The sequence below is a fragment of the Corynebacterium sp. HMSC076C10 genome, from assembly GCF_001812455.1.
Taxonomy (GTDB): Bacteria; Actinomycetota; Actinomycetes; order Mycobacteriales; family Mycobacteriaceae; genus Corynebacterium; species Corynebacterium jeikeium_D.
Genome location: NZ_KV809157.1, coordinates 120,176 through 140,706 on the forward strand (window position 1 = coordinate 120,176; position 20,531 = coordinate 140,706).

Genomic DNA, 20,531 nt, shown 5'->3' on the forward strand with positions numbered 1-20,531 from the left:
GAGGTCGGGGCTAAACTAAGTCACCATGACTTCGTCGAATAGCTCGTCTGCAGATCGCATTTCCGTCGCCGTCATCTACGGTGGCGCAAGCCCTGAGCACAGCGTCTCCTGTGTCTCGGCCGGCGCAATTATGGATCACCTGGATGAGGACCGCTTCCGAGTGGTTCCCATTGGTATTACCAAGGATGGTGTCTGGACCGTCGGGACGCGTGAGACGGATACGCTGCGCACACAGGGGCGTACGATGCCGGAGGTCATCCCGGGCGAGGAAGTTGCGCTGAGCACGTCGCCGTCACGCCGCGGTGAATTCCGCTTCGTCACCGGTGATCGCGCCGGCGAGGTTTTCGACACCGTCGACGTCATCTTCCCGGTACTCCACGGTCCGCACGGCGAGGACGGCACGATTCAGGGGCTCTTTGAGCTTTCCGGCATTGCTTATGTCGGCCCGGGCGTGCTCGCTTCCGCGGCGGGAATGGATAAGGAACGCACGAAGAATCTCTTGCAGGCAGCGGGGCTTCCTATCGGCAAGCAGGTTGTTTTGCATGTCGGCGAGTCGCTTTCCGACGAGGACAAGGAGACCCTTGGCCTGCCGGTGTTCGTTAAACCTGCCCGTGGTGGATCGTCGATTGGCATTTCCCGCGTGGATGATTGGGCGAATCTGGATGCGGCGGTAGAGCTGGCCCGAGAGCACGACTGGAAGGTCATTGTAGAGGCCGGTGTAGACGGCGCCGAGGTGGAGATTGGTGTGCTGCAGCGCGCTGACGGCAGCCTGCAGGTATCAGTTCCGTCGTTGCTGTGTGGCACGGAGGACTCCGACGAGGGCTTCTACGGTTTTGAGACCAAGTACTTGGATGATGTCGTCTCGGCGCAGATCCCGGCTGAGCTGCCGGAGGATGTTTTGAAGGCACTGGACACGGATGCTCGTCGGGCGTTCAGGGCACTGGGCTCTGATGGTCTGACTCGCGTGGACTTCTTTGTCACGGATAATGGCCCGATTATCAATGAGGTCAACACCATGCCGGGCTTTACCCCGATTTCGATGTACCCGCAGATGTTTGCGGCTTCCGGTGTTGCCTACGAGGAGCTGCTCAGCGCCCTGATTGAGCGGGCGCTGGTAGCTCGTCGATAGAAGTTGGTTCTTACTTTTCTTCGCTCGGCGAGATGTTCTCCAGGTTGTCCGCGATGACCGAGGAGAGCACCGGCATCAGTGAGCTGGCCTCCGACATCGGCATTTCAACGGCGACGAAGCGCTCCCGGCCCATGGCGTACCAGGTGGCGGAGGTACCAGAGGAAAGCGTTGGTTCGTTGAACCAGACAATGTCGCCAACCTGCGTCAGCTGCTGCGTGGTGGTGCTATAGCCAGCCGGCTCGTCGACACCACAGCGCAGCACCACCGGATCGGCTGGGGTGCCGCCCCAAATGACCATGTCCTTCGGCATGTCAGCCGGCATTTCCTCTGCGTTCAGAAGGTGACGGTTGCCAAGCTCGCGGGGGAGGGCAGCCTCCAAGCCGCTGCAGCGCTTATCAGCTTCCGGAGCTGCCAGTTCTACCAGTGGGACGCCGCCGCGCTCCGGCTTGTTCTTGTACTCGGAGTCCGGGCGCAGCGCCTCGGCGAGGTCACTCAGGGCATCCTCCGCCTCTGCATTTCCTTCGGCGGTAATTGCAACAACCGGTTCGCGCCCGACGGTGAACCAAGTCGCCAAAGACTCGTCGGTACTGTCGATAACACGCAGCCACGAAATGCCCTTGACCTCTTCGGTCTTAGCCAGTTCGTTGTACTGGCTAGGTACGTTCGCGCCACAGCGCAGCGTGATGCGGTCTTGTTCCAAGTTTCGGTACACAGCGGCACCTTCTGGAGCTGGCTCTGCAATGTCGGCGCGAACCAGACCTGCGGCGCGATCTGGCAGTCGGTCGAGCAGTTCCGCACACTCGGGCGAGTCATTGGCGGGGAGCTCCGGGTTGGAAATCGCGACTGGCTTTGTCGCCTGATTATCCTGGTAAATCTTTGCGGCAAAAATAATGCCGAGGATAGCGATAATGGCGATAGCGAGTGCGATGCCCGCGCGTGTCCGGCTACCCTTGGACTGAACTGTTTCTCCCGATGGGGGTGCGTCTACCATGGGCCTGATTCTACGTTGTCCGGTACCAACTCCAATTGGTTGGGGGCAATACCGAGACGGGTTCCGCTATTAACGGTTAACCATCGACTATTAGGAATGTGACTCGACACTGTGACTGAATTGACCATTGGCGATATTGGCGAGTTTGGGGTCATTGAGGCCATCCGGGCTATCGCCCCGTCGGCACGCAATGGCGACGATGCCGCCGTCTTGACGCAGACAACCCCCAACGCCCGTTTTGTCACTTCCACCGACATGTTGGTGGAAGGGCGCCACTTCCGCCTGGACTGGTCGACACCTCAGCAAGTTGGAGCTAAGGCCGCAGTACAGAATTTCGCCGATATCGAATCGATGGGCGCGCGTCCAACGGCCATGCTTTTCGCCATCTCAGCACCGTTGCATACTCCGGTGAGTGTGGTCACCGGTATCGCCGAGGGATTGTGGCAGGAAGGCAAGCAATGTCCGGCGGAACTCGTCGGTGGTGACATGGTCAGCGGAGATTCTCTGGTGATTTCCATCAGTGCGATGGGCGAACTCGGTGGGCTTGGGCGGCCGCTGCTGCGCTCAGCGGCACGCGCGGGGGATACGGTGATTGCGTCGGGACGCATCGGCTACTCTGCGGCGGGCCTTGCGCTGCTGCAGCACTGCGGAAGCCCGGCGAGGGTTCCAAGTGAGTTTGCGCAGCTGGTGGCAGCACACTGTACGCCCGAATTCGAATACCGCAGGGGTGCCACGGCGCGAGCTACAGGTGTGCGTTCACTGACGGACAATTCCGATGGACTGGTGGTGGATCTCCGCGCTATTGCGCAGGCCTCCAGGGTTACTTTGGAAGTTGACAGCAGTGCCATTGCGCCCGATGAGTTGCAGATTGCCGCTGGTGAATACCTGGGCATCGACCCGTGGGAGTGGGTGCTCACCGGAGGGGAGGACCATACACTGATCGGTTCGACGCCGGGGGAGCCTCCGACGGGGTTCCGCGCTATCGGTACGGTGTCGAAGGAAAAGTTCGATTCGGTGCTTATCGACGGCAAACCTCCTGCCCGCGATGCCGGTTGGGTTTCCTTTTAAGAGTTCGAAGAGGTTTTGAGAAGAAAGGCTGCATGACATGGATCCGTTGCCGGTCGAAGAAGGGTGGCAGAAGGCGCTGGAGCCAGTGGCCGATGACATCCACCGGATGGGGCAGTTCCTGCGCGAGGAGAACGCGGCCGGCTACGGTTACCTGCCCGCGGGCACCGATGTGCTGCGCGCCTTTACTTATCCATTCGATGAGGTGAAGGTGCTCATTATCGGTCAGGACCCGTACCCGACCCCGGGGCATGCGATGGGGCTTAGCTTCTCGGTCCAGCCGGATGTGAAGCCGGTACCGCGGTCGTTGGCGAATATTTTTAAGGAGTACTCCTCCGACCTGGGGCTCCCGACTCCCTCCAACGGTGACCTCACTCCGTGGAGTAGGCAGGGCGTGGCCCTGTTCAACCGTGTACTGACCGTGCGCCCGGGTGCTGCTGCCTCGCACCGCGGTAAGGGCTGGGAGGCAATCACGGAGCATGCCATCAAAGCATTGGTCGCCCGTGATCAGCCTCTCGTGGCCATTCTGTGGGGACGCGACGCGCAGAGTTTGCAGCGTTGGCTCCCCGGCGTGGACTGCATCTGTTCGCCGCACCCGTCACCGCTGTCGGCATCCCGTGGGTTCTTCGGGTCGCGTCCGTTCAGCCGGGCCAATGAGTCGCTGATTCGTCAGGGAGCTACCCCTATCGACTGGACGCTAGAATAGGAATTCATGTCTTTGCAGATTGGTTCTGCCGCCATTGTCGGCTGGGTTGCCCGGGGGATTGACGCGCTTCAATCCCGCCGCGATGAGATTAACAGTCTCAATGTCTTCCCAGTACCGGATTCCGATACCGGGTCGAATATGCTCGCGACGTTGAGTTCGGCCTATGAGGAAGCGCAAAAGGCTGACGCTTCCGATGTTCGCGCAGTCACCGCGGCCCTAGCTGCCGGTGCAGTGCGCGGCGCCCGCGGTAATTCGGGCACTGTGCTCTCGCAGGTTTTTCGCGCAGTGGCTGAGGCTGCCTCCGGTAGTGGCATTGGCGTTGAGTCGGTACAACACTCGCTAAAGCTAGCTGTGCAACATGTTTCCCAAGCGATTGCCAATCCGGTGGAGGGCACGATTCTGACAGTCCTGCGGCACGCCGCGATTGCCGCGGAGGAATTTGAGGGCGACTCGATTGAGGAGCTCGCCGACACAATCGCGGATGCCGCTCGCGATGCGCTGGCGAAAACCCCTAGCCAGCTCCCGGCACTGCAGCAGGCGGGCGTGGTCGACGCCGGCGGCGCGGGGTTGGTCATTCTGCTCGACGCGCTTGCCGACGAAGTCAGCGGCCGCGCAGCCGCACCGGTCGATTTGCATGTCGGCGCGCCACACGTAGCCACCGTTGAAATGGAGGTCATGTACCTGATTTCCTTGGCGGATACCCTGGCGGTGGAAGCGCTGCGAGAGCGGTTGAACCCGCTGGGCAATTCGCTCATCATCGCAGGTGATGCTGGTAATGCGCAGACCGCGCAGTACATGGTGCACATCCACACAGTGGAGCCGGGCGCGGTTATCGAGGCAGCACTTGACTTCGGTCGTCCGGAACGCATCCGTATCGAGGTGCTCGATGAGCCGGCACCAACACCTGAGTCCACTCGCATCCTCATTGCGGTAGTGCCGGACGGTCCGCTGAATGATCTCATCACCTCCTCGGGAGCGATTGCTATCAGCCCGACCCCCGCTCCGACTCCCACATCCACTCCCACAGATCGCGCAGCCATCGCCGACCAGGAGTTCGCTGACAATGTGGTCACCAAGGCGCTGACTGCCATGCGGGGTGCGGATGAGGTAATCCTGCTGCCAAATGGGCTGGTCAGCGACCAGGAATTGGCGGATATCGAATTCGCTGCTGCCGCGGCTAATCCGACTCTCGCGGTAGTGTCCACAGCCTCCATTCCGGCTGGCCTTGCTGCCTTGGCCGTGCATTCGGCTGAGCTGCCGCTGGCGGTTGCTGCGTATGCGATGGGAGAGGCCGCCAATGGCACGCGTACGGCTGTAGTCGCTGCGGACGTCGATAAGCCCCTGACTGACGCGCTCACAGAGACCATCTCAGACCTGTTGGCTGGCGGCGGGGAACTAGTGACTCTGCTGCTCGGGCGCGGATCTGAGGGCGTTGACATAGCGCAAGTGCGGGCGCGGCTGGACAAGCCTGTGGAGGTCGTAGCCTATGATGCGACCGGCATCGATGAGCTGGTGCAGGTAGGAATCGAGTAGCGCGATGCTCGGATGGCTCGGCTCGGATTATGCGCGCACGCCCCTGAATATCGTGGTGGGGCCAAAGATTGCAAAGAAGCTGCATACGGCTTTTGGTATGGAGACCGTCTCGGATGCGCTGACGAACTTCCCAAAGCGCTACGTGGCGCAGGGCAAGAGCTTAGATGTGTCATTTTCCGACATTGGCGACACCATCACCACAGTCGTGGAGGTGCACAGCATTTCGCCAGCGCCCGCCTTCGCCGACCGACGCAAGCCACTGAAAATCTATGTCAGCGACGGCGTGCGCATTCTTCCGGCCGCGATTTTCGGTGCCGAATGGCTGCGCAATATGCTGCACCCCGGTGTGCGTCTGCTCATTGTTGGCACGCTCAGCGAGTTCCGCAATGAGCTACAGCTGAAAAATGTTGATTGCATGGTGCTTAAAGCCGATGGTTCGGTAGGCGCAGCCACTGGCAAGCTGGCCACACTGACGAAGACAGCCAAGGGGATTGCGGAGATGCAGCGGCTGCTCACGCGCCCCTATCTGCCCATTTACCGTGGCCGTAAAGGAGTAGCGGGTATTCACCTGGCTCTGTACATGCAGCGCATCCTCGAATGGTTACCGCTCCAGCCAGACCCATTGCCCGCCACGCCGGAGGGACTTACCGATTTCGACTCCGCACTGCGTGGCGCACACTTTCCCTCCATCGCGGGCCCCGACATCGCGCTTGCCCGACTGAAGTACGACGAAGCGCTTGAGCTCCAGCTCGCGGTTGGTGCACGCAAACGTACTCAAGCGAGCCTCACCGCTCCGGCCTGCATGGAAGTCGCCGGGGGACTTCGCGACGAGCTACGCCGGGGGTTGCCGTTTTCGCTTACCGACGGTCAGGTCGCGGTCGCAGCCGATATTGCGGACGATATGTCGCAGCCCAGCCCAATGAACCGCCTGCTAGCAGGTGAAGTCGGCTCGGGTAAGACCGTGGTGGCCCTACTGGGAATGCTGCAAGCAGTCGATTCCAGCAGGCAGTGCGCGATGCTGGCGCCGACGGAAGTCCTGGCCCAACAGCACTACCGATCGCTGACAGCGATGCTGGAGCAAGCCGGAGTAGCAGTGACTGTACGACTGTTGACGGGATCGATGTCGACGAAGGAGCGCCGGGCAACCCTGTTGGAGGCAGTCAACGGGGAGGCTGACATTGTCGTCGGCACGCATGCCCTGCTCAGTGAGGGCGTGGAGTTCTTCGATCTCGGGCTGGTGGTCGTCGATGAGCAGCACCGCTTTGGTGTGCGCCAGCGCGATCAGCTGCGCAGCAGGGGACGGGGTGGAATGACACCGCATCTGTTGGTGATGTCGGCAACCCCCATTCCGCGCACGGTAGCGATGACCATTTTTGGCGACCTCGCAGTTTCGCAGTTGACGGAATTGCCACGGGGACGTCAGGAGATCCAATCTTTTGTCGTACCGACGCTGGAAAAGCCGCGCTGGGAGGCACGAACCTGGGAGCGGATTGGGGAAGAAGTGGCCAAGGGCAACCGCGCCTTCATTGTCTGTCCCCGCATTACCCGCGACGAGGAACAGTTCCTCGACGAGTCCGTGGAGGCGGTGTTCGACCGAGCGAGGAAGAAACTTCCCGGTGTACGTATCAGTCAGTTGCACGGCAACATGACACCGGAGGACAAAGACCGCGTGATGCAGGCCTTTGCCACAGGACAGCTGGATGTGCTGGTGTCCACCACAGTTATCGAAGTCGGCGTGGATGTACCAGAGGCCACGATTATGATGATTCGCCGCGCCGAGAGCTACGGCATCTCGCAGATTCACCAGCTGCGCGGTCGTGTCGGCCGTGGTGACCGGGGTGGACTGTGCTTCTTGTGTACCCACACGCATTCGCAGACACCCGAGCGCACCCGGCTGGAACGCATTGCCGCCACCACCGACGGCATTCAACTGGCGGAGTTGGATCTGGCCACGCGTAGTTTCGGCGATCTGCTCGGCGATGACCAATCGGGGCTGGCGACTGGCCTCGGCCTGGTGGACCTCACCACCGACGGCGAAATCATCGAGCGCACCCGACATGATGCCATGGTTCTCCTCGATGTTGATGAGAGGCTTGTGGGAGAGCTCATCTCCGATATCGATGAAGAGCAGTCGAACTACTTGGACCGCTCCTAGTAAGACCAAAGTAGACTGTTGGGCATGGTAGATGTCTGTGCACCTTTTGCAGGAGTAGTCCGCTGGGAGGTCGCCGAGAAAGACTCGGTGACGACCGGTCAGGTCATTGCGGTCGTGGAGGCCGTCAAGCTAGAAACGCCGGTTTTAGCGCCCTGCCCGGGCACGGTCGCGGAGGTGGCGGCAGATCAATTTGTGGATGTCGAAGGTGGTCAGCTGCTGGCACGAATCACGCCAGCAACTCACAGCACCACGGCACAGCACAACGGCAACGAGAACACATCGCACGAAGGGAAGTAGATGACCCGCATTATTGCAGGTGAGGCACGCGGCCGTAGGCTAGTCGCGCCCAAGGGAGAGACCACGCGGCCAACTAGCGACCGCGCGAAGGAAGCCATCTTTTCTTCCTGGTCCACACGCTTTGGGCTAGAGGGAACTCGCGTTCTCGACCTGTTCGCTGGCTCGGGTGCGCTCGGTTTGGAAGCGGCTTCGCGCGGCGCGCGTTCCGTCGTGTTGGTGGAAAACGATCCGAACGCCATTGCCGCTATTGAAAAGAACATTCGCACCGTGGGGCATCCCGATGTGGCCGTGTCTCCGATGAAAGTGTCGTCGTACCTTGCGGGCGCGCCGGGCGAGCCTTTTGACCGCGTCATTGCGGATCCTCCCTATGAGCTGGCGGGGGAGGCCGTTACAGAGATGCTCGAGGCGCTGCGCAGCTTCCTCGCGCCGGGCGCGGTTGTGACTGTGGAGCGTCACCGCGATGACGAGGAGACGCAGTGGCCCGAGGGCTACGAACAGCTCCAGCAGAAGCTGAAGCGCCGCATTCACGGTTTGGCGCGCTTCGACACCGCTATCTATAACGCTTAACGTTCTTCTTTACGCTTTACGACGGCCAAAGGTGGTTTACCTCTATGACTCACGCATGCTGCCCCGGTTCCTACGATCCCATGACCTCTGGTCACCTCGATGTGATTGAGCGTGCCGCGCGCCAATTCGATCAGGTGACCGTGCTGGTTACCCACAACCCGAATAAGCAGGGCATGTTCAACGTCGAAGAGCGCATGGACCTCATTCGGCAGTGCACGCAGCACTTGGACAATGTGCAGGTGGACTCCTGGTCGAAGCTGTTGGTTGACTACACCTCCGCGCAGGGTATTACCTGCCTGGTCAAGGGGCTGCGCTCGGCAGCAGACTACGAGTACGAGGCTCCCATGGCGCAGATGAATCGGCGCATGACGGGCATTGAGACTCTCTTTGTGGAGGCTGATCCGAAGTACGGTCATGTGTCGTCGACACTGATGAAGGAAGTTGTTCGCTACGGCGGTTCGGTGGAAGGGCTAGTTCCTGAGCCTGTCTTGCACGCCCTGCAGCGCCGACTGAAGTAGCATGTAAGTCATGTTTCGCGTCTTCGAATCTCTTGATGAACTGGTCCAGATCCTAGAAGAGGCACACGGCGTGCCACTGTCGGCCAATTGTATGGTTCCGCGTCAGCGTGTTCTCGAGTTGCTCGATGAGCTGAGGGATGCTTTCCCGGCTGAGCTCGATGACGCGCAGGACGTCTTGGACCAGCGGGATGAGATTATCAACGATGCTGAAGCCCGGGCGAACAACACCATTTCGACTGCGGATGAAGAAGCCCATCGCATTGTCGACGAGGCCGAGGCCCGCGCTAATCACACCGTCGAGGATGCCAATGCCCACGCAGCTGGCACCGTCGCGGCCGCTGAGGACGACGCCCGTCGCCTCCGCGAGGATGCTCAGCACGAGTACGACAGCATTGTGGATCGTGCTTCTGCCGAGTCCGATCGCCTGATTCACGCTGGTAACGAATCCTACGAGCGTTCCGTTGCGGAAGGCCGTGAGGAGCAGGCTCGCCTGGTCGCTGAGTCGACGGTCGTCCGCGAAGCCAATGACGAGGCGAATCGTCTGCTTTCCGACGCACACGCGGATTCCTCTCGCCTCCGTGAAGAGTGTGACCGCTACGTCGATTCCAAGCTCGCCGAGTTTGAACAGACTCTCCAAGAGACCCTGCGTAATGTCGGTCGCAATCGCTCGGTACTGCGTTCGGGGGCCGGTGCCGTCGGCGGTGGTGCAGGGGCACAGAGCGCGCCGTCTTCCTTCTCCGAGGGGCAGGAACGCCGCCGGTACGAGCGTTAGCGCATCTTCGGGGTAGACTGAGGTCTATCATGACTGACTCATCCCCATTTGTTCTGGACGTTTCGACATGTCTGCAGGGCGGCATGCCCGAGCAGTTCCGCAAGGTAGGCGATAGCCCTGTCCGCGTTGGTGTCGAGATGATTGGCATCGCCGCTGGCGAGGAGGTTGTCGTTGACGGCATTGTCACGAACCTCGGCAGCGGTGTCATGGTTGACGCGACTGTGACTGCCAAGGCCACCGGCGAGTGTGTCCGCTGCCTAGCCCCGCTGAATCCGGAGCTCAGCTTCCACATTTCGGCTGTGTTTTCCAACAACGAGGACTTCATCACGGGCGACGATGCCGAGGAAGAAGACCTCGAAGACGAAGTTGGCCAGATCGTCGACAATACGGTGGATATCACTCAAGCCGTCATCGATGAGGCGGGCTTGAACCTGCCCTTCAATCCGACCTGTCTGGATTTCGATTCCAGCTGTGCTGAGTCGGACTCGGAAGTGCCCGAACCAGACGGCATCTCGGGTGAAGAGGAGCGTATTGATCCGCGTTGGGCTGGCCTGGCGGAAAAGTTTGGCTCGCTCGGCGACGATAAGTAATCGACGACGACTTAGACGAAGAATTTAAAGGAGATATAACGGATGAGCCGCAAGCGTCGGCTAACCGGTGAGGCGGCTAGGAAGGCGGCCTTCGAGGCCGTCGATCACGCCCCGCTGCTGGAAAAACTCGGTGTTGAGCTACCAGAGGAGTCCCTGAAGCTCGCTTTGACCCACCGCAGTTTCGCGAATGAAAATGGCATGCTGACCAATAACGAGCGTCTAGAGTTCCTGGGCGACGCCGTGCTGGGCATGTGCGTTGCTGAAGAACTCTACCGTCGCTTCCCGGACCGCGCTGAGCAGGATATTTCCAAGATGCGCGCAGGTGTCGTGAACATGTACGCGCTGGCTGACCTGGCCCGCAGTATCGGGTTGGGAGAGCACATTCTCCTCGGCCGCGGTGAGAAGGCCACCGGTGGCGCGGATAAGCACTCGATTCTCGCTGACACCACCGAGGCGCTGCTGGGTGCTATTTACCTGCAGCATGGCTTCGAGGTTGCCCGCGAGACCGTGCTTCGCCTGTTCAACCAGATGATTGACGATGCCCCGACTGAGTCCCGCGGCCGTGACTGGAAGACGCTGCTGCAGGAACGCCTGGCGGCCAAGCAACTACCGGCTGCTGAGTACACCGTGCGCACCACCGGCCCCGACCATGACCTAACTTTCTACGTCGACGTGCTGGTTGACGGCGTGGTTAAGGGCAGCGGTACCGGCGCCACGAAGAAGGAAGCCGAAATGCACGCCGCGCATCAGGCGCATACCGCACTGGCCTAATGCCTGAGCTTCCTGAAGTCGAGTCCGTACGCCGCGGTCTCGACACTTACGTCGTCGGTGGCCGCATCGACGATTCCTTCGTCTACAACGCTCGTGCCGTGCGGCGCCAACCCGGTGGCGCCGCGGAGTTTATCGGTCGTACGCGCGGGCGCACGGTTGTCGCTACGGATCGCCGCGGTAAGTTCATGTGGCTCACGCTTGACGACGACTCCGCGGTTGCCATCCACCTGGGCATGAGCGGCCAATTGCGCGTGGAAGCTCCGTACACTCCCGATACGCTGCCTGGCCGTCACACCCGAGCCGCTTTCGACATCGCCCTTCCGGACGGCGCTCGGCACCTAATCAACTTCAACGATCAGCGCACCTTTGGTTGGGTCTGGGCCTGTGAACTGGTCGAATCCCATGGATGCTTAGTTCCGGAACCCGCAGCCAAGATCGCGCCCGATCTATTGGAGCCCACCGTCGATGTGGTTGCCCTTGCACGCCGCATGATGAAGTCGCGTTCACCGATCAAGGCCGTATTGTTCAACCAGAACATTGTGTCGGGTATCGGCAACATCTATGCCGACGAAATGCTGTGGGCGGCGAAGGTCGATGGTCGCGTGCCGGCGTGTGACCTTTCGGTCCGTCGTTTAGCGAAACTTTTGCGCGAGGGGCAATCGGTACTCGAGCGGGCGCTAGCGGCCGGCGGCACCAGCTTCGATGCGTTATATGTGCATGTCAACGGCGAAAGCGGCTATTTTGAGCGGAGCTTGAACGCCTATGGACAAGCGGGGGAGCCGTGCCCGAGGTGTGGGCGCACAATTGTCCGTCTGCCATTTGGGAATAGATCGAGTTATCTGTGTCCCACCTGTCAGCGCTAGAATTTCCTTATGAGTTTCATGGAGCAAGCAACCGACTGGGTAAATGCTTGGAATGACAAGTACTGGCTGCTCATGATTGTTCTGCTGATTGGTACAGGTTTGTACTTCTGTTGGCGGACCATCATGGTGCAGATCCGGTACATCCCGGAGATGTTCAGGGCCATCACTGAAAAGCCCTCTGATATTTCTGAGGGCGTCAAGGGCATCTCGGCCTTTAAGGCCTTTACAATTTCGGCAGCCTCACGCGTGGGTACCGGAAACGTCGCAGGTGTGGCGGTGGCGATCACCACCGGTGGCCCTGGCGCGGTGTTTTGGATGTGGCTGCTCGCCGCGATTGGTGGCGCAACCAGCTTCGTGGAGTCTACGCTGGCACAGCTGTACAAGGTGCGGGATAAGGACTCTTACCGAGGCGGCCCGGCCTACTACATCACCAAGGGGCTAGGGGAGAACTGGCGCTGGATGGCATCGCTGTTCGTCATCGCTATCACGGTGACCTACGGTTTCGTGTTCAACGCGGTGCAGTCCAACTCGATTACGGCGGCTGTGGCTCAGTCGACCGGGCAGGAGACACCGATCTTTAAGTTCTGTGTCGGTATCGTGCTGGCCATCTTGGCTGGTGTCATCATCTTCGGTGGTGTGCAGCGTATTTCGGCGGTGACGCAGATTGTCGTGCCGATTATGGCCGTGGCCTACATTATCCTCGGCCTGATTGTCTTGGCTCTCAACATCACCGAGGTGCCAGGCATGATCAAGCTGATTTTTGAGCACGCCTTCGGTATCCGTGAGATTGCTGGTGCTGCCGTCGGTACCGCCATGATGCAGGGTATTCGCCGCGGTCTGTTCTCCAATGAAGCCGGTATGGGTTCCACTCCGAATGCGGCGGCGACGGCATCGGTGTCGCACCCGGTCAAGCAGGGCCTCATTCAGACGATGGGCGTCTACTTCGATACCTGGGTCGTCTGTACCATCACCGCGGTTATCATTCTGCTGTCCGACCCGACTTTCGGCGGCGATGTAGAGGGCACCGCGCTGACTCAGGCCGCGCTGTCGGCGCAGGTGGGCACGTGGGCAATCCACGCGATTACGGTTATCATCTTCTTCCTTGCGTTCTCCTCGCTGGTGGGCAACTACTACTACGCCGAAGCAAATATCCCGTTCCTGTCTAAGAGCAAGGCTGTCCTGAATACCGTGCGCGTCCTGGTCATCCTGTGCGTTATTGGCGGAGCTGTCGGTTCGGTGCCGCTCGTCTGGTCGCTTGCAGATACCTTCTCCGCACTCATGGCCACCATTAACATCATTGCCATTCTCCCGCTGGGCGGCGTAGCCGTCGCGCTTCTGCGGAACTACTCTGAGCAGAAGTCCAAGGGGCTCAATCCGGTATTCCACCGCGATGATCTGCCAAACCTCCGCGGCCACGACAAGATCGAGTGCTGGGACGGTTCCGACCCGATGACAGTGCGTGAGTCCGATGTCGCTTAACGACGTCCGCCTCACCGCGTGGGTACACGGTCGTGTTCAAGGTGTTGGTTTTCGCTGGTACACCCGCGCGACGGCTCTGGAGTTGGGGTTGGTCGGTTATGCCCAGAACTATCCGGATGGTCGGGTGTTAGTTGTTGCCGAAGGGCCACGGGCAGACTGTGAGAGTTTGCTCGCTTGGCTTGAGGGGCCGAATACTCCGGGAGATGTGACGGCAGTGGTGCCGTTATGGCAGGAACCGAAGGGTGCATTGAGCACGTTTGACCGTCGTTAAGCGGGTGCCAACTGCCTTCTCTCCCCCCCCATGTCGGTGTAGGAATCCGAAAAATTCGAATACGTTCTATCCCTCGCTCTACGTCGTTGTTTTTACGCAGTTGGCGGGGGATTTTTTCGTGTCTTCAGGTAGTCAATAGGGACGTTGTAGAGGTCTCAGAGTGCTAAAACTACGCAAACGGGAACAAGAATACGTAAATACGGAAGACGAGTGGATTAAGTTAATAACTACCTACTGACAGACAGGGGAGGCACAAATGGCGCCTGAAGAAGTAATTGCACAGTCGGGAAACTCAGCGTGGATGCTAATCTCGGCTTCGTTGGTCTTGCTCATGACACCGGCGCTCGCGCTGTTCTACGGCGGCATGTCGCGACAAAAGTCGGTGCTCAACATGATGATGATGAGCTTTGGTGCGGTCGGCGTTGTCGGTGCCATTTTCGTGCTGTGGGGCTGGTCGATGTCCTACGGATCGCAGTCGATCGGTGGTGTTTTTGCCAACCCATTCGAATTCTTCGGTCTGCGTAACTCAATCACGGATGGCGACGGCAACTACATCGCGGGTGCAAATGGTTACCCGAACATCATCGACATCGGGTTCCAGCTCACGTTCTGCTCTATCTCCGTGGCACTGATCTCTGGAGCGCTGGCCGAACGCGTGAAGTTCTCCACCTGGTTAATCTTCGTCGGTTTCTGGACGACGTTGGTGTACTTCCCAATGGCCTTCATGGTTTGGGGCGGCGGCCTGCTGAGCCACTCGGCAGAGGGGCTGTCGGCGAAGCTGTTCGGTACCGCTGACGGTGAAGCATTGATCGCTCCGATTGACTTTGCTGGCGGTACGGTTGTGCACATTGCTGCTGGTACTGCCGCTTTGGTGCTGGCGATTATCGTCGGCAAGCGCAAGTCTATCGATGGCAGCCAGCATCGCCCGCACAACCTGCCACTCGTCATGCTGGGTGCTGCACTGCTGTGGTTCGGCTGGTTTGGCTTCAACGGCGGTTCGGCATTTGCTGCCGACGGTGTCGCTGGTCTGGCATGGCTGAATACGACGGTGGCAGCGTGCGTGGGGATGCTCGGCTGGATTTCACTCGAGCGTATTCGTGATGGACATCCCACCTCGCTGGGCGCCGCTTCGGGTGTCATCGCAGGGCTTGTGACTATTACTCCGGCCGCAGGAGATATGAACCCAGTGACGTCAATCATTCTGGGCTATATCGGCGGTGCGCTGGCTTGCTGGGGCGTTGGCTTAAAGTACAGGTTCAACTTCGATGACACCCTGGATGTGGTTGGTCTGCACCTGGTTGCAGCTATGTGGGGAACGATTGGTGTCGGTCTGCTGGCCAACGACCGAGGACTGCTTACCGGCGGTGGCATCGACGGCCTGAAATTGTTTGCCATCCAGATCATTATTGCTGTCATCGCGGCGGTGTTCTCGGGCGTGCTGACGTACATCATTGCCCGAGTCCTGAAGGCAACCGTCGGTTGGCGTATCCACGGCGAGCAGGAACATTCTGGTATCGACGTCGCTCAGCATGGTGAGTCGGCCTACACGTCAGCCAAGCAGGCGGCTGTGTAAACAAGGCTGTGTAAACGATCTTGTGTAACAGGGGGCGTGCTTGGGGTAATTCAGCTCCAAACCGTAACTACGGGTAAGATATTGCCCCATGTATTTGAAATCGCTGACTCTGAAGGGCTTTAAATCCTTCGCTTCGGCGACGACGATGAAATTTGAGCCCGGCATCTGCGCAGTTGTCGGCCCGAACGGATCCGGAAAGTCGAATGTCGTCGATGCCCTCGCGTGGGTTATGGGTGAGCATTCCGCCAAGACCCTCCGTGGCGGCAAAATGGAAGATGTCATCTTTGCGGGTACCTCCGGGCGAAAGCCCTTGGGGCGCGCAGAGGTAACTCTTACCATCGACAATTCCGATGGGGCACTTCCCATTCAATATAAGGAAGTCTCTGTCACGCGTCGCATGTACCGCGACGGCGCAAGTGAGTACGAAATCAACGGTTCTCGCGTCCGTCTAATGGACGTGCAAGAACTCCTCAGCGACACCGGTATTGGCCGCGAGATGCACATCATCGTAGGCCAGGGCCGGCTTTCGCAGATTCTGGAGTCACGGCCAGAGGAGCGTCGTGCGTTTATCGAAGAAGCTGCAGGCGTGCTCAAACACCGCCGCCGCAAGGAGAAAGCGCAGCGCAAACTCCAGTCGATGCAGGCTAACCTCGACCGTCTGCAGGATCTGACAGGTGAGCTTTCCCGTCAGCTCAAACCGCTGAAGCGTCAGGCTGAGGCCGCCTCTCGCGCCCAGACTGTGCAGGCAGACCTGCGCGACGCCAAGTTGCGTTTGGCTGCCGCGGACTTCGTGGATTTGCAGGACAGCCTCAATGACATTGCTGGTCAAGCCAAGCTCATTGAGGAAAAGGTGGAGGCCGCCACGGAGCGAGCCGAGATTGCCGCTGAGCGCACTGCAGAACTCGAAGCCGAACTGGAGGACATCACTCCAGCTGCCGATGCTGCCCGTGACCTTTGGTTCCGTCTCTCCGCACTCGGTGAGCGTATTCAAGCGACGGCCCGCATCGCCGCCGATCGCGCGGCCGACCACTCCGTCGCTCCGTGGGTAGGCCCAGACCCGGACTTCCTGGAGCAGCGTGCCGACGACGCCGCCACCGAAGAAGCCACGCTCGCTGAGGCTGAGGCAGAGGCCCGCGAAAAACTGGAGGAAATCCGCGAAACGCTCTTCGATGCCGAGGAGACTTTCCGCGAAGCCGAAGCGGAGCACCTCGCGGCCGTTCGCGCAATCGCCGACCGTCGCGAAGGCGTGGTTCGTCTCATTTCCGCAGAAGAATCTCTGCGCACCCGCTTGGAAGCCGCCGAGGCCGAAGCTGCACGCCTTGCCGAGCAAACCAATGAGGCCGACGAACGCCGTGCCGATGCCACCGAAGCTGTGGAAAACGCCGCGCAGGAGCTAGCCGAGGCAGAATTCGAAGGTCCCGAGCTGCAGAGTGCTTATGAACAGGCCAACCGGGAAGCAGAGCTGGCCTCTACACGGTTGAAAGAACTCCGCGCTGACGAGCGCGACCTCGAGCGCAGCGTCTCAGGTCTTTCCGCCCGCATCGAAGCTCTGGAGACCGCCCGCACCGCCGCTGCCAACGACGGCACCGCGTGGCTACGTGAAAAGCACGAGCTCGGCGTTCTCTCTGAAGTCATCGATGTCGACGCTGGCTGGGAAAAAGCGCTCACTGCCGCCCTCGGCGCGGCCGCCGAAGCACTGGTCAGCGAGGGCAGTGGAGATTCGCTTATCGACGAGCTGGTGGCCACGGGCAAGGGCAGTGCCGTTGTTATCAATTCTGCGGATGCATCCGACTCTTGGCGCTTGGACATCACTCTGCCCGCACAGGCATCCTGGCTGCTCGATCATGTGACAGTGCCCGCGGAGCTTTCAGGTTCGTTGACCTCTCTGCTCGTTGACGTCGTGGCCTGCGAGGACGAACACGTCGCCCGTGAGCTGGTGACCCAGGATACTCGACTGCGCGTTGTTGACCGCGATGGTGTGTTGCGTGGTTCGGGTTGGGTAGCTGGCGGTGCTGGCGGCACTGCCTCAGGTGTGGAAATCGCTGCGGATATTGCCAAGGCTCGCGAGGAACTGGCGGAAGCACAGGCGCGGTTGAGTGACCTCGGTGGTGTGCTCTCCGGTGCACAGGCCGAAGAAGAGGACCGCCGCACGGACGCGGCGGCCGCCCGTGCTGCGTTGCGTGAGCATCAGAGTCGTATGAAGGTCCTCACGGATGCCCGAACTCGGGCCACAGCGCAGCTGTCCGGCGTGGTGCATGATGCCGAACGCGCTGAGCAGCGCGGAGCCGAAGCCGCGGACCGAGTAACTAAGCTCCAGAAGGAGTTGGCGGAGGTCGCAGACCGCTTAGCTCGCGTTGACCGTGACCCCGAGGAGGGGGAACCGTCGACAAGCGAACGTGACCGTGCCTCGGAGGCGCTGACGGCTGTGCGCGCCATGGAAACAGAGGCGCGTCTGTCGCTGCGTACGGCAGAGGAGCGACTGTCGAGTGTACGAGGCAAGGCCGAGCGGCTCCGTCGCCAGGCTGCATCGGAGCGCGTAGCGAAGGCTCGCCATGAGCAGGCGCAGATGGCGAAAGTTGCCCAGCGCGAATTGGCAGAAGTTGTCGCGGAGCTGGCTGAGGACTTGCACGCGAAGGTCAACGTGTCGTTGGCGAGGGCAGAGGCCGATCGCGACGATGCCGAGGCGCAGAAGAAGACGGTGTCGCAGGCACTATCAGCGGCCCGGACGGAGGCGAATACGGCGCAACGTGAGCTGGCACAGCTAACGGATTCCGCGCACCAGGGCGACATCGCCCGTGCGCAGGCGCAGGTCCGCGTGACCGAGGCTGCAGAGCGCATCGTCGACCAGTTGGGGCTGTCTGTCGATGACCTGCTCGCGGACTTTGCTCCTGATGAGAACTTCGACCGCGCAGCCGTGACGAAGCAGCTCAAACAGGCGGAGAAGGATCTGCGTGTGCTCGGCCGCGTCAACCCGTTGGCGCTGGAGGAGTATAAGGCGATGGAGGAGCGCTACTCTTTCCTATCCACGCAGCTCGATGATGTCCTCAAGGCCCGCCAGGACCTCACCGATGTTGTCGAGGAAGTCGATGCCACGATCCTGCAGCTCTTCACAGACGCGTGGAACGATGTCGAGGCAGAATTCCCCGCGGTCTTTCAAACGCTTTTCCCGGGCGGCGACGGACGACTGGTTCTCACCGAGCCGGACAACCTGCTCACGACAGGTATCGAGGTTGAAGCCCGCCCGCCGGGCAAAAAGGTTAAGCGGCTGTCGTTGCTCTCCGGCGGCGAGAAGTCGCTGACGGCGCTGGCAATGCTCGTCGCTATTTTCCGTGCGCGCCCGAGTCCCTTTTACGTACTCGACGAGGTGGAAGCCGCGCTTGACGACGTTAACCTGCGTCGCCTTATTGCGCTGCTCGAGGAACTCCGCGCGACCAGTCAGCTGATTGTCATTACGCACCAGAAGCCAACAATGGACGTTGCGAATGTGCTCTACGGCGTGACCATGCGGGGCGATGGTGTGACTCGAGTAATCTCGCAGCGAATGTCACCGGCATCCGCAACTCCGTCGACAGGAGCGGAGTAAGCGCGGAGTAAGTGAGGAAGAGTCGTTGATACTGCATAATGAGAGTTATGACTCCAACTCAGTGGATACTCCTTGTCGTCGCGATTGTCGTTATTATCGCGCTGCTCTTTGTTGTGGGCTATGTCCGCAGGAAGAACCAGCGCATTTCCTTTGCGAAGGAAGATACTAAGGAACTCACCCAGCAGGAGAAGTCTGGAAATTACCAGGCCACTAGTGGTTTTAACTTCGCTCCGGCCGGTGGTGGGACTGATACCCGCGAGAAGCAGCCGGTTGAAAAACCGATGCCGAAACCGGCGGAAAAGCCGATTGAAAAGCAGGCCCCGGAGCCAGAGGAAAAGCAGGCTGATATACCTGCCGATCAGCCGGACGGTTCACTGCTGAAACCAGAAGGTCGACTGGTTATTCCGGATAACCCCACCGAAATGGAGGGGGATTATGACCGCGTAATGCGGGAAATCCCAATCGATTTGCCAACGGCCGGGGAAGAGGAATCAGAGCTCGAGCCGGAACCACAACCAGAGCCCGAAGCAGAGCCTGAGGTAGAGGTAGTTCCTGCTCCTGAACCGGAGCTGGAGCCGGAGCCGACTCCCGAACCGGAGCCGGAAGCTGCGCCGGAGCCGACGCCAGAGCCAGAAGCAGAACAGCAGATTGACTCCATCGACCCGGCTGAGGGACGTCTGGGCCGCCTGCGCGGTCGTCTGTCACGGTCGCAGAATGCAATTGGCCAGTCTGTGCTCGGCATCTTGGGCGCGGGTGACCTTGATGAGGACGCGTGGGAAGAGGTTGAAGACATCCTGGTTATGGCTGACCTCGGTGCGGCTGCGACGCAGCGTGTCGTCGATAAGCTGCGCGAGCGTATTGCCAGCCAGAAGGTGAGCACGGAAGAGCAAGTGCGCGCCCTGCTGCGTGAGGTGTTGATTGAGGAGTGCAAGCCTGAGATGGACCGCTCCATCCGCGCACTTCCGCACGAGGGCAAGCCCGCAGTGATTCTGGTAGTCGGTGTCAACGGCACAGGTAAGACCACGACGACGGGCAAGCTGGCTCGTGTACTGGTCGCCGGTGGCCACCGTGTTGTTCTCGGCGCAGCGGATACCTTCCGTGCTGCTGCAGCCGACCAGCTGGAGACCTGGGGGCGACGCGTTGGCGCGGAGACCGTTCGCGGCGCTGAAGGCGCCGATCCTGCTTCTATTGCATTTGAGGCAGTTGCTCACGGTATCGAGTCCGGCGCTGATGTGGTGCTCATCGACACCGCCGGCCGCCTGCACACCAAGGTCGGTCTGATGGACCAACTGGACAAGATTAAGCGCGTGGTGGAGAAGAAGGCTCAGGTTGACGAAGTCATCCTGGTTTTGGACGCGACGGTTGGCCAAAATGGTCTACTGCAAGCTCGTACGTTCCGGGATGTAGTAGACATCACCGGCGTTGCCCTGACCAAGCTGGACGGTACCGCGAAGGGCGGCATTGTATTCCAGGTGCAAAACGAGCTCGGTGTGCCGGTGAAGTTGGTTGGCCTTGGTGAAGGTGCTGACCACCTGGCGCCGTTTGAGCCGGAGAGCTTCGTAGACGCACTGCTCGGCGGCCGCAAATAGTAACTAACATCGATGAGTGAATTTTCCATCGATTGGTGAGTACAGCGTCGCCCGTTGCCCCCGGCAAAAATAAAGGCCT

The 20,531-nt window shown here is 60.2% G+C and carries 18 protein-coding genes; 17 read left to right on the forward strand and 1 reads right to left on the reverse strand.

The annotated features are described in order from the left end of the window. Positions 1-25 precede the first annotated feature (25 nt). On the forward strand, positions 26-1,129 hold the full coding sequence (locus HMPREF2857_RS09555; protein ID WP_070643953.1) for a D-alanine--D-alanine ligase family protein: 1,104 nt from the start codon (positions 26-28) through the stop codon (positions 1,127-1,129). Between the two features lie 10 nt (positions 1,130-1,139). Here HMPREF2857_RS09555 and HMPREF2857_RS09560 read toward each other — a convergent pair whose 3' ends face one another. Next, positions 1,140-2,120, reverse strand: a complete 981-nt coding sequence (locus HMPREF2857_RS09560; protein WP_070643956.1) for a DUF3515 domain-containing protein — start codon at positions 2,118-2,120, stop codon at positions 1,140-1,142. Between the two features lie 111 nt (positions 2,121-2,231). Between HMPREF2857_RS09560 and HMPREF2857_RS09565 the strand changes: the two genes are divergently transcribed. From HMPREF2857_RS09565 to ftsY, 16 genes are all read left to right on the forward strand, one after another. Continuing rightward, the gene (locus tag HMPREF2857_RS09565; protein WP_070643959.1) at positions 2,232-3,188 is read left to right on the forward strand and encodes a thiamine-phosphate kinase; all 957 of its coding nucleotides are present in this window, start codon (positions 2,232-2,234) and stop codon (positions 3,186-3,188) included. A gap of 37 nt (positions 3,189-3,225) precedes the next feature. Beyond that, the gene (locus HMPREF2857_RS09570; protein WP_048735462.1) at positions 3,226-3,891 is read left to right on the forward strand and encodes a uracil-DNA glycosylase; all 666 of its coding nucleotides are present in this window, start codon (positions 3,226-3,228) and stop codon (positions 3,889-3,891) included. Positions 3,892-3,897: 6 nt separating this feature from the next. Continuing rightward, positions 3,898-5,424: a DAK2 domain-containing protein gene (locus HMPREF2857_RS09575; protein ID WP_070643961.1), complete on the forward strand. Its 1,527-nt coding sequence runs from the start codon at positions 3,898-3,900 to the stop codon at positions 5,422-5,424. Positions 5,425-5,428: 4 nt separating this feature from the next. After that, positions 5,429-7,579, forward strand: a complete 2,151-nt coding sequence (locus HMPREF2857_RS09580) for an ATP-dependent DNA helicase RecG (RefSeq protein ID WP_070643964.1) — start codon at positions 5,429-5,431, stop codon at positions 7,577-7,579. Between the two features lie 24 nt (positions 7,580-7,603). Next, entirely contained in the window at positions 7,604-7,876 is a 273-nt protein-coding gene (locus HMPREF2857_RS09585; RefSeq protein WP_070643966.1) for an acyl-CoA carboxylase biotin carboxyl carrier protein subunit, read from the forward strand. Beyond that, positions 7,877-8,443, forward strand: coding sequence for a 16S rRNA (guanine(966)-N(2))-methyltransferase RsmD (gene rsmD / locus HMPREF2857_RS09590; RefSeq protein ID WP_048735471.1), 567 nt, complete (start codon positions 7,877-7,879; stop codon positions 8,441-8,443). Positions 8,444-8,487: 44 nt separating this feature from the next. Continuing rightward, complete coding sequence (gene coaD / locus HMPREF2857_RS09595; protein ID WP_016422540.1) at positions 8,488-8,961, forward strand: pantetheine-phosphate adenylyltransferase; 474 nt, start codon at positions 8,488-8,490, stop codon at positions 8,959-8,961. A 10-nt stretch (positions 8,962-8,971) separates the two neighbouring features. Next, complete coding sequence (locus tag HMPREF2857_RS09600) at positions 8,972-9,733, forward strand: SPFH domain-containing protein (RefSeq protein WP_049171555.1); 762 nt, start codon at positions 8,972-8,974, stop codon at positions 9,731-9,733. Between the two features lie 29 nt (positions 9,734-9,762). Then, entirely contained in the window at positions 9,763-10,323 is a 561-nt protein-coding gene (locus tag HMPREF2857_RS09605; protein WP_070595147.1) for a YceD family protein, read from the forward strand. Positions 10,324-10,365: 42 nt separating this feature from the next. Continuing rightward, entirely contained in the window at positions 10,366-11,094 is a 729-nt protein-coding gene (rnc, locus tag HMPREF2857_RS09610) for a ribonuclease III (RefSeq protein WP_038628630.1), read from the forward strand. Beyond that, positions 11,094-11,957: a bifunctional DNA-formamidopyrimidine glycosylase/DNA-(apurinic or apyrimidinic site) lyase gene (mutM, locus tag HMPREF2857_RS09615; protein WP_070643969.1), complete on the forward strand. Its 864-nt coding sequence runs from the start codon at positions 11,094-11,096 to the stop codon at positions 11,955-11,957. The genes rnc and mutM overlap by 1 nt, the downstream gene beginning before the upstream one ends. Before the next feature lie 18 nt (positions 11,958-11,975). Beyond that, a complete protein-coding gene (locus tag HMPREF2857_RS09620) occupies positions 11,976-13,436 on the forward strand; it encodes an alanine/glycine:cation symporter family protein (protein WP_070603807.1) in 1,461 nt (486 codons plus the stop codon). After that, complete coding sequence (locus HMPREF2857_RS10990) at positions 13,426-13,707, forward strand: acylphosphatase (protein ID WP_069358780.1); 282 nt, start codon at positions 13,426-13,428, stop codon at positions 13,705-13,707. The genes HMPREF2857_RS09620 and HMPREF2857_RS10990 overlap by 11 nt, the downstream gene beginning before the upstream one ends. 256 nt (positions 13,708-13,963) lie before the next feature. Next, entirely contained in the window at positions 13,964-15,280 is a 1,317-nt protein-coding gene (locus HMPREF2857_RS09625; RefSeq protein ID WP_070643972.1) for an ammonium transporter, read from the forward strand. A gap of 88 nt (positions 15,281-15,368) precedes the next feature. Beyond that, the gene (gene smc, locus HMPREF2857_RS09630; protein ID WP_070643974.1) at positions 15,369-18,863 is read left to right on the forward strand and encodes a chromosome segregation protein SMC; all 3,495 of its coding nucleotides are present in this window, start codon (positions 15,369-15,371) and stop codon (positions 18,861-18,863) included. Positions 18,864-18,910: 47 nt separating this feature from the next. Then, positions 18,911-20,452: a signal recognition particle-docking protein FtsY gene (gene ftsY, locus HMPREF2857_RS09635; protein WP_070643977.1), complete on the forward strand. Its 1,542-nt coding sequence runs from the start codon at positions 18,911-18,913 to the stop codon at positions 20,450-20,452. Positions 20,453-20,531: the final 79 nt, after the last annotated feature.

What these genes read in the sequence shown, in the direction of transcription:
- ftsY (WP_070643977.1), top strand. Translation starts at nt 18,911, where the DNA reads ATGACTCCAACTCAGTGGATACTCCTTGTCGTCGCGATTGTCGTTATT.
- HMPREF2857_RS09625 (WP_070643972.1), top strand. Translation starts at nt 13,964, where the DNA reads ATGGCGCCTGAAGAAGTAATTGCACAGTCGGGAAACTCAGCGTGGATG.
- HMPREF2857_RS09620 (WP_070603807.1), top strand. Translation starts at nt 11,976, where the DNA reads ATGGAGCAAGCAACCGACTGGGTAAATGCTTGGAATGACAAGTACTGG.
- smc (WP_070643974.1), top strand. Translation starts at nt 15,369, where the DNA reads ATGTATTTGAAATCGCTGACTCTGAAGGGCTTTAAATCCTTCGCTTCG.
- HMPREF2857_RS09575 (WP_070643961.1), top strand. Translation starts at nt 3,898, where the DNA reads ATGTCTTTGCAGATTGGTTCTGCCGCCATTGTCGGCTGGGTTGCCCGG.
- rnc (WP_038628630.1), top strand. Translation starts at nt 10,366, where the DNA reads ATGAGCCGCAAGCGTCGGCTAACCGGTGAGGCGGCTAGGAAGGCGGCC.
- HMPREF2857_RS09605 (WP_070595147.1), top strand. Translation starts at nt 9,763, where the DNA reads ATGACTGACTCATCCCCATTTGTTCTGGACGTTTCGACATGTCTGCAG.
- HMPREF2857_RS09570 (WP_048735462.1), top strand. Translation starts at nt 3,226, where the DNA reads ATGGATCCGTTGCCGGTCGAAGAAGGGTGGCAGAAGGCGCTGGAGCCA.
- coaD (WP_016422540.1), top strand. Translation starts at nt 8,488, where the DNA reads ATGACTCACGCATGCTGCCCCGGTTCCTACGATCCCATGACCTCTGGT.
- HMPREF2857_RS09560 (WP_070643956.1), bottom strand. Translation starts at nt 2,120, where the DNA reads ATGGTAGACGCACCCCCATCGGGAGAAACAGTTCAGTCCAAGGGTAGC.
- HMPREF2857_RS09555 (WP_070643953.1), top strand. Translation starts at nt 26, where the DNA reads ATGACTTCGTCGAATAGCTCGTCTGCAGATCGCATTTCCGTCGCCGTC.
- HMPREF2857_RS10990 (WP_069358780.1), top strand. Translation starts at nt 13,426, where the DNA reads ATGTCGCTTAACGACGTCCGCCTCACCGCGTGGGTACACGGTCGTGTT.
- rsmD (WP_048735471.1), top strand. Translation starts at nt 7,877, where the DNA reads ATGACCCGCATTATTGCAGGTGAGGCACGCGGCCGTAGGCTAGTCGCG.
- HMPREF2857_RS09585 (WP_070643966.1), top strand. Translation starts at nt 7,604, where the DNA reads ATGGTAGATGTCTGTGCACCTTTTGCAGGAGTAGTCCGCTGGGAGGTC.
- mutM (WP_070643969.1), top strand. Translation starts at nt 11,094, where the DNA reads ATGCCTGAGCTTCCTGAAGTCGAGTCCGTACGCCGCGGTCTCGACACT.
- HMPREF2857_RS09600 (WP_049171555.1), top strand. Translation starts at nt 8,972, where the DNA reads ATGTTTCGCGTCTTCGAATCTCTTGATGAACTGGTCCAGATCCTAGAA.
- HMPREF2857_RS09580 (WP_070643964.1), top strand. Translation starts at nt 5,429, where the DNA reads ATGCTCGGATGGCTCGGCTCGGATTATGCGCGCACGCCCCTGAATATC.